Origin of the sequence: Streptomyces sp. CA-288835, from assembly GCF_050936385.1 — a bacterium.
GTDB lineage: Bacteria > Actinomycetota > Actinomycetes > Streptomycetales > Streptomycetaceae > Streptomyces.
Genome location: NZ_JBNJMW010000001.1, coordinates 8,778,083 through 8,790,486, shown reverse-complemented (window position 1 = coordinate 8,790,486; position 12,404 = coordinate 8,778,083). Strand labels below are relative to the sequence as shown.

General features: G+C 70.8%; 14 protein-coding genes. 7 read left to right on the top strand and 7 right to left on the bottom strand.

Annotation, left to right across the window (positions count from 1 at the left end):
- Positions 1–28 precede the first annotated feature (28 nt).
- Genes ACQEVY_RS39675 through ACQEVY_RS39665 form a run of 3 tightly spaced genes read right to left on the bottom strand, consistent with a single transcriptional unit; the run spans position 29 to position 2,897 of the window.
- Positions 29–793: a cupin domain-containing protein gene (locus ACQEVY_RS39675; protein ID WP_432954645.1), complete on the bottom strand. Its 765-nt coding sequence runs from the start codon at positions 791–793 to the stop codon at positions 29–31.
- Positions 745–1,683, bottom strand: coding sequence for a PmoA family protein (locus tag ACQEVY_RS39670; RefSeq protein ID WP_432954643.1), 939 nt, complete (start codon positions 1,681–1,683; stop codon positions 745–747). The genes ACQEVY_RS39675 and ACQEVY_RS39670 overlap by 49 nt, the downstream gene beginning before the upstream one ends.
- Positions 1,680–2,897, bottom strand: a complete 1,218-nt coding sequence (locus ACQEVY_RS39665) for a Gfo/Idh/MocA family protein (protein WP_432954642.1) — start codon at positions 2,895–2,897, stop codon at positions 1,680–1,682. The genes ACQEVY_RS39670 and ACQEVY_RS39665 overlap by 4 nt, the downstream gene beginning before the upstream one ends.
- A gap of 340 nt (positions 2,898–3,237) precedes the next feature.
- Between ACQEVY_RS39665 and ACQEVY_RS39660 the strand changes: the two genes are divergently transcribed.
- Both ACQEVY_RS39660 and ACQEVY_RS39655 read left to right on the top strand, forming a co-directional pair.
- Positions 3,238–4,113, top strand: coding sequence for an undecaprenyl-diphosphate phosphatase (locus tag ACQEVY_RS39660; RefSeq protein ID WP_432954640.1), 876 nt, complete (start codon positions 3,238–3,240; stop codon positions 4,111–4,113).
- A 95-nt stretch (positions 4,114–4,208) separates the two neighbouring features.
- Complete coding sequence (locus ACQEVY_RS39655; protein ID WP_328773063.1) at positions 4,209–4,394, top strand: hypothetical protein; 186 nt, start codon at positions 4,209–4,211, stop codon at positions 4,392–4,394.
- Positions 4,395–4,630: 236 nt separating this feature from the next.
- Here ACQEVY_RS39655 and ACQEVY_RS39650 read toward each other — a convergent pair whose 3' ends face one another.
- Entirely contained in the window at positions 4,631–5,371 is a 741-nt protein-coding gene (locus ACQEVY_RS39650; RefSeq protein WP_432954639.1) for an SDR family NAD(P)-dependent oxidoreductase, read from the bottom strand.
- Positions 5,372–5,539: 168 nt separating this feature from the next.
- Between ACQEVY_RS39650 and ACQEVY_RS39645 the strand changes: the two genes are divergently transcribed.
- Positions 5,540–6,025, top strand: a complete 486-nt coding sequence (locus tag ACQEVY_RS39645) for a nuclear transport factor 2 family protein (RefSeq protein ID WP_432954638.1) — start codon at positions 5,540–5,542, stop codon at positions 6,023–6,025.
- A gap of 96 nt (positions 6,026–6,121) precedes the next feature.
- Complete coding sequence (gene lnt, locus ACQEVY_RS39640) at positions 6,122–7,708, top strand: apolipoprotein N-acyltransferase (protein WP_432954636.1); 1,587 nt, start codon at positions 6,122–6,124, stop codon at positions 7,706–7,708.
- Here the strand turns inward: lnt and ACQEVY_RS39635 are convergent.
- Entirely contained in the window at positions 7,632–8,537 is a 906-nt protein-coding gene (locus tag ACQEVY_RS39635) for a Gfo/Idh/MocA family protein (protein ID WP_432954634.1), read from the bottom strand. The genes lnt and ACQEVY_RS39635 overlap by 77 nt on opposite strands.
- A 29-nt stretch (positions 8,538–8,566) precedes the next feature.
- Positions 8,567–9,787: an FAD-dependent monooxygenase gene (locus ACQEVY_RS39630; RefSeq protein WP_432954632.1), complete on the bottom strand. Its 1,221-nt coding sequence runs from the start codon at positions 9,785–9,787 to the stop codon at positions 8,567–8,569.
- A gap of 126 nt (positions 9,788–9,913) precedes the next feature.
- Here ACQEVY_RS39630 and ACQEVY_RS39625 point away from each other — a divergent pair, with 126 nt between their 5' ends.
- The 3 genes from ACQEVY_RS39625 (at position 9,914) to ACQEVY_RS39615 (ending at position 11,648) form a co-directional block, all read left to right on the top strand.
- Positions 9,914–10,504: a TetR/AcrR family transcriptional regulator gene (locus ACQEVY_RS39625; protein ID WP_432954631.1), complete on the top strand. Its 591-nt coding sequence runs from the start codon at positions 9,914–9,916 to the stop codon at positions 10,502–10,504.
- Positions 10,505–10,564: 60 nt separating this feature from the next.
- Positions 10,565–11,077: a DinB family protein gene (locus ACQEVY_RS39620; protein WP_432954629.1), complete on the top strand. Its 513-nt coding sequence runs from the start codon at positions 10,565–10,567 to the stop codon at positions 11,075–11,077.
- A gap of 103 nt (positions 11,078–11,180) precedes the next feature.
- The gene (locus ACQEVY_RS39615; RefSeq protein WP_432954627.1) at positions 11,181–11,648 is read left to right on the top strand and encodes a hypothetical protein; all 468 of its coding nucleotides are present in this window, start codon (positions 11,181–11,183) and stop codon (positions 11,646–11,648) included.
- A 21-nt stretch (positions 11,649–11,669) separates the two neighbouring features.
- Here ACQEVY_RS39615 and ACQEVY_RS39610 read toward each other — a convergent pair whose 3' ends face one another.
- Positions 11,670–12,353 carry a uracil-DNA glycosylase gene (locus tag ACQEVY_RS39610; RefSeq protein WP_432954625.1) on the bottom strand — a complete coding sequence of 228 codons (684 nt, stop codon included), beginning with the start codon at positions 12,351–12,353 and terminating at the stop codon, positions 11,670–11,672.
- Between the last annotated feature and the right edge of the window lie 51 nt (positions 12,354–12,404).

Genomic DNA, 12,404 nt, shown 5'->3' with positions numbered 1-12,404 from the left:
ACGTGCCTTTACGCTCCCTGATTCACGTCTACGTTCCCTGATACACGTCGAGCCGCCCGCACATCCCGAACTTGCCGTACGCCGACGGCTGTTCGGCGCGTACGGCCGCGTCGGCGAGGTGGGACACGTCGCCCTTCTCCAGCCGGTCGAGCTGGTCCCCGGTGGCCGCGGCAGCCGCCTGTGCGCCGCGTTCCCAGCGCTCGCGCCAATCGGCGAGCCGGGGCCGTACGAGCGCGGCGGCGGCCCGATGGAACGCGGCCAGCGCCTCGGGTCCGTCCGCGTCGCGCAGCGCCCGGTAGCCCTCGAGGGCGAGGTCACGCCGGGCGCGGGCGATGCGCTCCCGCTCATCCTCGGGCGCGTCCGCCGGGATGACGGTGGCGGCGGCGTAGGCCTCCGGGTCGGTCAGGTACTTCGGGGGCAGCGTGAGCACCGCGTCCCCGGCCTCCGGCAGGCCGTTGTTCTGCATGAGGACGGTGATGCGCAGGTCGTCCTCGTTGACGAGCCGGTGGATGGTGCCGGGCGTGAACCAGGCGACCGTGCCGGGTGCGAGGGGCGTCACCTCGTATCCGGACGTCGTCAGGGTCTGCACCGCGCCGCGCCCGCCGGTGACGACGTACGCCTCCGAACAGGTCAGGTGCAGATGGGGAGTTCCGCCGCAGACCCCGTCCGCGGCGGGCCAGTCATAGACGGACAGATGCGAGACGGCGACGGCTCCGGGGAGTCCGGTGAAGCCGGGCGCGGGGCTCACCACGGGTGCTCCTTCAGGTACTTGGCGATCTCCTCCCGCTCCCATGCGCCGTCGGCGACGACGACGCGGTAGCGACGGGTGAGGGTGTCGCCGGGCGCGAGTTCCAGTTCGTCGAAGAAGGCGAAGGAGGGGGCGACGGCCGCGAAGGGCTCGTTGCGGACGAACCAGTGGGCCGGGTGGGCTCCGCCCTCGCCGGTGTGGTCGTTCTCCGGGGCGTGCGCGAAGACGAGGGTCGCGTGGCCGTCGGTGACGTCGTGCTCTCCCGAGTACGCGAGCCAGGGCGCCTGTTGACCCATCATCTCGGGCCCTTCGCTGTCGGGCCCGATGATGCGCCCGTCCCGGAAGGCCCGAGGACCGCGCCAGAAGAGGCCCGTATAGCCGGCCATCTCCCGCCCGGCCGTCGTGGGACTGCCGAACCGCAGGGGCTCGGCCCGCCGGTTGGTGACGGCGGTCGTCCAGGTCAGCGCCCAGGACCCGGACGCGGGGTCGACGTCATGCACCTCGATACGGCGCTCTTCGTCCGCCCAGAGCGTGCCGTCGTACGGATGCCAGGTGAGCCGCTCGGCGATCACAGTACGGCCACTGTCGGTACCGACCTCGTCGAACTTGACGTGCGCCATCGACCCGACGCGCTCCGGGAGTTCGAGGTACCCCTGCCCGTGCACATACGAGTTGCCGCCCCACAGGTTCGCCCCCGACAGATGCGAGGCGGTCATCTGGAGGCCCTTGTGCCAGCGGTGGTCGTTGGGCCGGTAGTCGGTGACAACGTTGCCCGCCAGGGTCCTGAGCGGATGCACGTACGGCTTCGGGGCCTCCCAGGCCGCCTCGGGGCCGTACACATAGCTGAACAGCTCGACGCCGGTGGTGGGTTCGGTGATCGTGATGCGGTCGCCGTGGGCGTGGACGACGCGCAGGTTGTTGTCCTGTGCGGTCATGCCGGTACCTCCTTCTCGTGCGTCGCCGGTGCCCAGCCGGGGGCGCCGCCGTGCAGGGCGGTGTAGTAGGGGTCGCCGGGGCCGATCTCTCCGGCCCGTACGGTCCTGTCCGTGAACGCCGACTTGTAGAGCGCGGTGATCAGCTCCAGGCTGGTGCGCCCGTCGGCGCCGCTGCTGCGCGGACGCTCGCCCGCGCGCATGCTCGCGACCAGCTCCCGCAGCTGGGCCAGATGTGAACTGGGCTCGTCCGGGCCGAAGTTGGTCCAGGCGGCCACGTCCTCGGCCGGGGCGTCCGGCGCCGGGATGACGCGCCAGTTGTCGTTGCTGTGGCCGTAAAGGTGGGTGAGTTCGACCGTCGCCCGCTCGCAGTCGATGCGTATGCGACTGACCTCGTCCGGGCTGAGCACACTGTTGACCACGGTCGCGAGAGCACCGCTCTCGAAACGTACGAGCGCGGTTGACACATCCTCGGTCTGCACGTCGTGCACCAGGCGTCCGGCCATGGCCCGTACCTCGGTCCACGGGCCGAGCAGATCGAGCAGCAGATCCATCTGGTGGATTCCATGCCCCATGGCGGGCCCGCCGCCTTCGGTCTGCCACTTTCCGCGCCAGGGCACGGCGTAGTAGGCGGCGTTGCGGTACCAAGTGGTCTGGCAGTGCGCCACGAGCGGCCGGCCCATCGCCTGCTCGGCGATCAGCTGTCGTACGTGTCTCGATCCGGAGCCGAAGCGGTGCTGGAAGACGATCGAGGCGTACGGCCCGCCGTCCAGCCCTTCCTCGGCCTCCACCGCGTCGTAGTCGGCGAGCGACGGCACAGGGGGCTTCTCGCACCACACCCAGCTGCCGGCCCGCAGCGCGGCGACGGTCTGCGCACGGTGCAGGGTCGGCGGGGTGCACACGGAGACGAGGTCCGGGCGCTGCTCGGCCAGCATCCGGTCGAGATCGGTGTACGCGTGCGGGACGCCGCCCTCCGCGCAGAACCGCTTGACCGCGTCGGCGTCGATGTCGACTGCCGCGACGATCTCCACCTCGCCCTCGGCGGCGAGTGCGGCGAGGGCGGGCAGGTGGCTGCCGGCGATGGCTCCGGTACCGACGATCGCGGCCTTGATGCGGCGGCCGTCGAACGCGGCCGCGGGGCTCTGCTCGGACGAGGTCCGAAGCGAACTCTGCTGCGGGATCGTCTCGCTGGGGGTGGCGTCGCGGGGGGTACGCATCTGCGTGATCAGCACTCCATCGGACGTGATGTTCGGCTCTGGCGGACGCCCGCCGACCCCGGTTGGCCACCGATTTTCAGCAAGCGCTTTCACTCCTCGCGGAAACGTAAGCGCCGAGGTCGGGGCAGGTCAACACCCTGTCCACCGTTGCAGAGCGTGCACTGCTGGGCGGCGCGCGGGGCGTACGCCGGTGCGCGCTGGGAAGGGCCCGGCCGCCCGCACTTTCATCGCGGGACGCTACGCTGCCCCGGTCGCGTCTGATCACCACATACGGCAACACGGCGCGTACGTCCGCCTATTCGCTCCGCACCCGCCCTCAGCACTTGGATCACGTAACTTCATGTCTTGGTTTGAATCCCTCATCCTCGGACTCGTCCAGGGGCTGACCGAATTCCTGCCCATCTCCTCCAGCGCACATCTGCGGCTGACCGCGGCCTTCGCAAGCTGGGACGACCCGGGGGCGGCCTTCACCGCGATCACCCAGATCGGCACGGAGACCGCGGTACTGATCTACTTCCGCAAGGACATCGCACGGATCATCAAGGCGTGGTCCCGCTCGCTGGTCGACAAGACGATGCGACAGGATCACGACGCGCGGATGGGCTGGCTGGTGATCATCGGCTCGATTCCGATCGGTGTGCTGGGCGTCACGCTGAAGGACCAGATCGAGGGACCGTTCCGTGATCTGCGGATCACCGCGACCACGCTGATCGTGATGGGCATCATCCTCGGCATCGCGGACCGTCTCGCGGCGCGCGAGGAGGCCGGCGGCAAGCACCGCGTACCCAAGGAGCGCAAGTCGCTCCAGGAGCTGACCGTCAGGGACGGGCTCATCTACGGCATGTGCCAGGCGATGGCCCTCATCCCCGGCGTCTCCCGCTCCGGCGCCACCATCAGCGGTGGCCTGCTGATGAGCTACAGCCGCGAGGCCGCGGCCCGCTACTCCTTCCTGCTCGCCATCCCGGCGGTGCTCGCCTCCGGCCTCTTCGAGCTGAAGGACGCGAGCGAGGGCGGGCATGTGTCCTGGGGGCCGACGATTTTCGCGACGATCGTCGCCTTCTTCGTGGGGTACGTGGTCATCGCGTGGTTCATGAAGTTCATTACGACCAAGTCCTTCATGCCCTTCGTCTACTACCGCGTGGCCCTTGGTCTGGTCATCATCGTGCTGGTCAGCATGGGTGTCCTGAGCCCGCACGCGGCGGAGTCGGCGGGCTGACGTCCGCCGGGCCGGCCGTGGGCGTGACCAACCACATACGTTCTGGGTAGTCGTCTGGTAGCGGGCTGTCAGTCCTTGCCCCTACGCTTGTTCGCATGTCCCCCGATTCCGTGACCCCTGGTTCCGTGCGGTCCGCTGCCGCGCTGAATGAGCAGATCCGCGACCTCTGGATACGGTCGGGCGGCACGTTGTCGCCTCAGGAGCGGGCGGAGTATGAGGCGCTGGTGGTGCAGTGGGCGGAAGCGGTTCGGCTGCCGCCGTTGGTTGAGCAGGGGGCCTAGTAGCTCGGGGCGCTGAGGTTGTGTGGCGGCTGCCGGCTCGTTGTGGCTTGTCGCGCAGTTCCCCGCGCCCCTTCAAGAAGCGGCTGCGCCGCTCTTGAAGGCGCGGACCGCAGCGGTGAAGACGCGGACCCCAGCGGACACCGCGCGCCCCGCGGCGGATCCGCAGATGCCATCGCCCCGTCCCGCCGCGCCCCGCGGCGGCAATGTCACCGCCCCGCGCCCCTTCGGGCCCGAGTTCAGCGGCCGCCCGCCACCCGTAGCACCGTCCCCGTCGCGTACGACGCCTCCGGGGACAGGAGCCATGCGATCGCCGCGGCGATCTCCTCTGCGGCGCCTGCCCGGCGGAGGGGGATCGTCGGGATCAGGCGGGCTGGGCGGTCCGGGTCGCCCATCGCCGCGTGCATGTCGGTTTCTACGAGGCCCGGGGCCACCCCGTTGACGCGGATTCCGTCCGGGCCGAGTTCCTTCGAGAGGCCCATGGTCAGGGTGTCGATCGCCGCCTTGGTCGCCGCGTAGTGGACGTACTCTCCGGGGCTGCCCAGCGTGGCCGCGCCCGACGACACGTTGACGATGGCGCCGGTGCCGCGGGGCACCATGTCGCGGGCGGCGCGGCGTGAACAGAGCAGTGTGCCAAGGAGGTTGACCTCCATGACGCGGCGCAGGTCTGCGGTGTCCGTGTCGACGAGGCGGCCGAGCGGGCCGGTCACGCCTGCGTTGTTGACCAGGCCCGTCACCGGGCCCAGCCGGTCCGCCGCCGTGTCGAAGAGCGCTTCTACGTCGCTCTCGTCGGAGATGTCGACCCGTACGGTGACGCAGCGCGTCCCCGCCTCGCGTACGGCCGTGGCGGTGCGCTCGGCAGCGGCGTCGTCGTTCGCGTATCCGATCGCCACGTCGTGTCCGTCCGACGCCAGTCGCAGGCAGGTTGCGGCGCCGATTCCCCGGCTGCCGCCCGTGACGACCGTGACTGGACGAGACATCTGGGCTCCCTCATGATCAACGCGTGTGCGCCGCCAACGATCGCAGATCCGCCGGGATGTCGGCACATGAGGCCCTGCGTACCGGTTCGACCGTACGGACGGCACACGGCCGGTGAATATCACCGCACACCCCTTGGCGATGTCCGCCCCGTGGCCAACACTGAGCCGATGACTCAGCGTGTGGAACTGGCGACGGTGATGGACCGGCTCGCGGTCGACGGACTGATCACCGAGTACGCGGTGGCGGTCGACGACGGGGACTGGCAGGCGTACCGGGGCCTGTTCACCCCGGACGGGCGGGCGGACTATCGGTCGGCGGGCGGTATCGAGGGGGATGCGGCGGCGGTCGCCGGGTGGCTGGCGCAGACCATGGAGCTGTTCCCGATGCGGCAGCATCTGATCGTCAACCGGCTCCTGCGGTTCGGGCTGCTTGAGCATGACATCGGTGACACGGCGCAGGTGCGGGCGGACTTCGTGAACCCGATGCGGTTCGCCGGTCACGACGGCGGCTCCGCGGCGCCGGACTTCGTGTGTGGCGGCCGCTACGACTTCGAGCTGCTGCGTACGGACAGTGGCTGGCGACTGCGCGGCGTGGTCGTCCACGAGAAGTGGCGCCGGGTACCGCAGAACCATCAGGAGCCCGCCGCGACCTGAGGGGTCCGCCCTTACGGAGATCGTCCCCGTCGCGCACACTGGAGGTAGGCAAACAGAGGTACGCACCGGGCGTCGGGGGGCCGAGGGAGGCGCTGCATGCAACTGTCCGCCACTGACTGGCGCCGGCGTCTGGATTCCCCCCGGTGGCGCGGCGCCGCTGCCGCACTCGCCGGGGCCCTGCCCATGCTGAGCTTCCCGCAGCCGTCCCTGTGGTGGTTCGCGTATGTCGCGCTGGTGCCGTGGATGCTGCTCGTGCGCTCGGCGCCGACGGCGCGACGGGCGGCGTACGACGGCTGGCTGGGCGGGTTCGGTTTCATGCTGGCCGTGCACCACTGGCTGCTGCCGAGTCTGCATGTCTTCACGTTCGTCATAGCGGCTCTGCTCGGCGCGATGTGGGCCCCTTGGGGCGTGCTGGTGCGCCGGTTCCTGGCGGGTGTGCCCTCGCCCGGCAGGGTAGTAACGGCGCTGTTCGTGCTGCCCTCGGGCTGGCTGATGGTCGAACTCGTGCGCTCCTGGGAGGGCTTGGGCGGGCCGTGGGGCATGCTCGGCTCGAGCCAGTGGAACGTGGAGCCTGCGCTGCGGCTCGCCTCGGTCGGCGGGGTGTGGCTGCTCAGCTTCCTGATTGTCGCCGTGAACGTCGCGGTGGCCGTCCTCATCGCGATACGCGCCTCACGCCTCCCAGCCCTCGCCGCACTGGTGGCGACGGCCGTCGCCACCTCGGCGGCCTGGGTGTGGTCGCCGCGCCCCGACGTCGACGACCAGGTGCGGATCGCCCTGGTGCAGCCAGGACCGATCAACGGCGTCGGGGGCGCCGAGAAGCGGTTCGCCCGCGAGGAGGCGCTCACCCGCCAGCTGGCCGGGCAGGACGTGGACCTCGTCGTCTGGGGCGAGAGCAGCGTCGGCTACGACCTCACCCGACGGCCGGACCTCGCGAACCGCATCGCCGCGCTCTCCCGCCAGGTGGGCACCGACATCATCGTGAACGTGGACGCGCGCCGCTCCGACCGGCCCGGGATCTACAAGAGCTCGGTGGTCGTGGGTCCCGAGGGCCCGACCGGCGACCGCTACGACAAGATGCGGCTGGTCCCCTTCGGCGAGTACATCCCGTTCCGTTCTGTCCTCGGCTGGGCCACCTCCGTCGGCAAGGCCGCAGGTGAGGACCGCAGGCGCGGCACGGAGCAGGTGGTGATGAGCGTCGGCAACGGGCTGAAGATGGGCCCGATGGTCTGCTTCGAGTCGGCGTTCCCCGACATGAGCCGCAATCTCGCGCGCAACGGCGCCGACGTGCTGCTGGCCCAGTCGTCGACCTCGACGTTCCAGCAGAGCTGGGCGCCGGAGCAGCACGCGTCGCTGGCGGCGCTGCGGGCCGCCGAGACGGGCCGCCCGATGGTGCACTCCACGCTCACCGGCGTCTCCGCCGTCTACGGCCCGAGCGGCGAGCGGGTCGGCGACTGGCTCGGCACGAGCGAGAGCGCCTGGGAGGTGTACGAGATACCGCTGGCCGACGGCGTCACCCCGTACGCCCGCTTCGGCGCGTGGCCGGTCTACGCGGCGCTGCTCATCCTCGTGACCCTAGGCGCCACGGAGGGCATTCGGTCGCTGCGGATCAGGCGGGCGGCTCCTGAACCGCGCGTACCACCCGCTCACACAGCTCATGGGTCGCCAGCGCGTCCCGGGCGCTGAGCACCTTCCCTGCGCGCACGGCGTCCAGGAAGGCGAGCACGGCCTGCTCTATGCCGCGCTGCCGGGACACCGGCACCCAGTCACCACGCCGCCGCACGGTCGGCTGGCCCTTGTGGTCGATGACCTCGGCGAGATTGACGACCTGCCGCTTGGTGTCCTGACCCGACACCTCGAGGACCTCCTCGTTCGAGCCGCTCAGCCGGTTCATCACCCCGAGCGCCGTGAACCCCTCCCCCGCGAGCACCAGCACCACGTGGTGCAGCAGCCCGCCCTCGACCCGGGCTCGTACGGTCACATCGTCGACCGGGCCCGGCACCAGGAACCGCAGTGTGTCCACGACATGGATGAAGTCGTCGAGGATCATCTTGCGGGGCTGCTCCGGCAGGCCGACGCGGTTCTTCTGCATCAGGATCAGCTCGCGCGGATGGTCGGCGCACTGGGCGTAACCGGGTGCGTAGCGCCGGTTGAAGCCGACGGCCAGGCTGGTGTCCCGCTCCTCCGCGAGCCGCACCAGGCGCTCGCTGTCGGCGAGTTCGTACGCGATCGGCTTGTCGACAAACGTCGCGACGCCCGCCTCCAGCAGCTGTCCCACGATCTCGGGATGCGCGGCGGTGGGCGCGTGCACGAACGCCGCGTCGAGGTCCTGGGCGAGCAGGTCCGAGAGGTCGGTGTGGCGGCGCTCAGCCGGGATGTGCAGGCTGTCGGCGACCCTGGTGAGGGTGGCGGGCGTCCGCGTGTGCAGGTGCACTTCGACGCCCGGCTGGGTGGTGAGCACCGGCAGATACGCCTTCACCGCGATGTCGCCGAGTCCGATGCAGCCGACCTTCACAAGGGTCTCCTCAGGGTCCTCAGGGGCGCCTATGCGGGTGTCTCACGGGTGCGTGCCCGGTCCGAAGCATACGGCGGCTGTGGTGGCCGCCAGTCGGCGATCGAGTCGAAGCTCCGCAGGAAGAGGCCCGGTCCGGCCTTGGAGACCACCGCGATCGCGGCATTGCGCAGGACGATGCCCGGGCGGCTGCGCATCATGTTGAGGCGGGCGGCGCCGACGGCCTGGCGGACGATGGCGGTCGTACGCGGCTTACGGTCCGCCGTGTACGTGGCGAGGTCGGGCCCCTCGAGGTCGGCGCGGTGGGCGAGTACGACGGCGTCCTCGATGGCCTGGTTCCCGCCCTGGCCCAGCGTCGGCGGCATGGCATGCGCGGCGTCGCCGAGCAGGGCGACCCGGCCGCGGTGGAAGGCGGGCAGGGGCTCGCCGATGTGGTGGACGTCGTGGCGCAGGACGTCTTGGGGGCGTGCGGCGGCGATGACGGCGGGGATCGGGTCGTGCCAGTCGCCGAAGAGCCGGACCAGTTCCGCGCGCTCATCGTCGGGTGCCCGTCCGCCGGCCGGGACCATGGCGGCTGCGTACGCGTAGACCCTGCCGTCCTTGAGCGGATGCGTGCCCCAGATACGGCCCCGGCCCCAGGTCTCGTGCGAGGCGAAGACGGCGCCCGGCACTGGGATGACGAGCCGCCACGTCGTGAACCCGGAGTAGACCGGCCCGCCGTGCTCCGGGAACAGGGAGCGCCGTACGGCGGAGTGGATGCCGTCCGCGCCGACGACCAGCTCGGCCTCCAGCTCGCCGTCGGGTGTGGCGACGCGGGCAGGGCGGCCGACATCGCCGGCGTCCCCGGGGTCGCCCGGGTCGATGAGGCTCGCCGGAGCGGTGGTGCGCACGGTGCCTTCGGGGAGCTGTGCGGCCAGGTGGTCGATGAGTGCGGCCCGGTGCAGCATGACGAGCGGCCCGCCGAAGCGTTCGGTCATGGCCGCCGCGCTGGTGCGCATGAGCCAGCGGCCTGACGGGGTGCGCAGGCCTCCGTCGCCCTGCCAGGCGGCCAGTTCGCGGATCTGATCGCCGAGTCCGATGACGTCGAGGGCGCGGAGGGAGTTGGGCGCGAGGGAGATTCCGGCGCCGACGGGTTCGAGCGAAGCGGCCCGCTCCAGGACGGTGACCCGCCAGCCGCGCCGGTGCAGCGCCACCGCCGCGGTCAGGCCGCCGATGCCGCCGCCCACGACGACCGCGCGGGGTGCCTGTGCCATGTCTCCTCCTGCGGTTCCGGCTGTTCTCAAGGCTGCTGAGGTCTGCGATACCGACGTCACTACATCTGTAGTGACCGACCGCGTCGACCGTACTACAGGTGTAGTGCGACCGGTAGGTTGGACCTCATGCCCGTACGCAGCACCGGCCCGACCCGCGCCGAACTCATCACCGACACCGCCATCGACCTGCTCGCCGAGCGCGGCATGCGCGGCCTCACGCACCGCGCGGTCGACGAGGCGGCCGGGCTGCCGCAGGGATCCACGTCGAACCACGCGCGTACGCGGCTGGCGTTGCTGGAGGCCGCGGTGCGCAGACTCGCGGAGCGCGAGGCGCAGGTGCTGGCGATCCACGAGATGCCGGACCCCCGGGGCGGGCGTGACGCGCTCGTCGAAGCCCTGTCCCTGGCGGTGCACCGCTCCCTCACTGGCCATCGTGAACTGGTCGTCGCCCGCTACGAGTTGGCCCTGGAGGCAACGCGCCGCCCGGAGCTGCGCGCGTTCTACGACGCACAGGGACAGCTCTTCCGGGACGCCCTGACCACCATGCTGACGGCAGTGGGTTCACCGTCCCCGGCGCGGCATGTCCGGTCGCTGGTCGCCTGGTTCGACGGCTTGATGTTCGCCTGCGTGGCGGGCTCGTACCACGCGGAGGTGCCGAGCCTCGACGAGGTGCGGGAGGGGTTGCGGGAACTGCTGGAGGGGATGCTGGGTGGCTGATCCGACCGAGGCCGGCGAAATCCCCTGGCGCCGCGTCAACGGGCGGGCGAGGATGCGCAGATGACGACTGAACGCCGTGAGCCCGCCACCACCGCCGACGAGCGCACGATGCTGGAGGGCTGGCTGGAGTACCACCGGCAGACCCTCGCCTGGAAGTGCGAAGGCCTCACCGACACCCAGCTCAGGACCGCCTCCGCGGAACCGTCCGAGCTGACCCTGATGGGACTGGTGCGGCACATGGCGGAGGTGGAGCGCGGCTGGTTCCGCAAGGTGCTCGCGGACGAGGACGCCGGGCCGATCTACTACACCGAGGAGGACCGGGACGGGGAGTTCCACCTCTCCGAGACGGACACCTGGGAGGAGGCGTACGCCACCTGGCAGGCCGAGATCGACGTCGCCCGGCGCAACGCGGCCCGATTCGGCCTCGACGACATCTCCGAGGGCAAGCACCGGCGGACCGGCGAGCGGTTCAACCTGCGCTGGATCTACACGCACATGATCGAGGAGTACGCCCGCCACAACGGCCACGCCGATCTGATCCGTGAGCGCATCGACGGGTCCACCGGCGACTGAGGCACCTGGACCGGCCCGAGGCACCCTCGGGCCGTTCACCCGTGCGGGGCATCCTGCGCTCCTCCGCTCCCCAACGGGCCCCGGACACAGCAGAGTTGCGCGGGTGCATCGTACGACCACCACCGCAACGCTCCTCGTCACCGTGGCCGTCTCGGCCCTCTCCGGCTGCGTGACCATCCAGCACCCGCCCGCCCCGGGTGCGCCGGACCCTTCGAGCCGCCCCTCGGCACGGCACCCCGAGGTCGAGTCCGACCAGCACCTCGTGCAGGCCCCGGCGCAGGAGGCCCTGGAACGCGTAGGCCCACCCCGTCGGCCCTCGACGCCGACGGCAACGCCCCGCCCGGCAGTGCCCCCATCCCCCACGACCGCCCCGCGCCAGACGCCCTCGGGCCCACCGAAGACCCCTGAACCCCAGCGCCCCGAACAGCGCCCCACGCAGCGCGACCTCCCACGCATCCCGGACCGGCCGGGCAGGGCGAACCCGGGTGTATGCGACCTCGGCCGAAAGTACGGCAGATGGCAGCCGGACAGCCCAGAGGCGACCATCTGCCGGGACACGTACGGGAGTTGAGCCCGAGGTTGAGGCCGGTGGTCAGCCCAGGTCCGGGATTCGCCAGTCGATCGGGGTGTGGCCCTGCCGGGCGACCGCCTCGTTGATCTGGGTGAACGGGCGCGAGCCGAAGAACTTCTTCGCGGACAGGGGCGAGGGGTGCGCGCCCTTCACCACGACGTGCCGCTCTTCATCGATCAGGGGCAGCTTCTTCTGGGCGTAGTTGCCCCACAGCACGAAGACCGCCGGGTCGGGCCGGGCGGCCACCGCTCTGATCACCGCGTCCGTGAGCTTCTCCCAGCCCTTGCCCTTGTGTGAGTTGGCCTCGCCGCCACGGACCGTGAGGACCGCGTTGAGCAGCAGGACGCCCTGCTCGGCCCACGGCATCAGAAAGCCGTTGTCCGGGATGGGCGTGCCCAGCTCCTCGTGCATCTCCTTGTAGATGTTCCGCAGCGATGGCGGGACCTTCACCCCTGGGCGGACGGAGAAGCACAGGCCATGCCCCTGGCCCTCGCCGTGGTACGGATCCTGGCCGAGGATCAGTACCTTCACCCGCTCGTACGGTGTGGCGTCGAGCGCGGCGAAGACCTCTTCGCGCGGAGGGTAGACGGGACCCTTCCCGCGCTCCTCCTCGACGAACTCGGTGAGCTCCTTGAAGTAGGGCTTCTGCAGCTCTTCGCCCAGGACGCCGCGCCAGGACTCGGGCAGCATGGCGGTGTCGGTCACGTGAACTTCCTCCGGTTTGCGGTCACTTGCCGACCACAGAACCTACCGCCA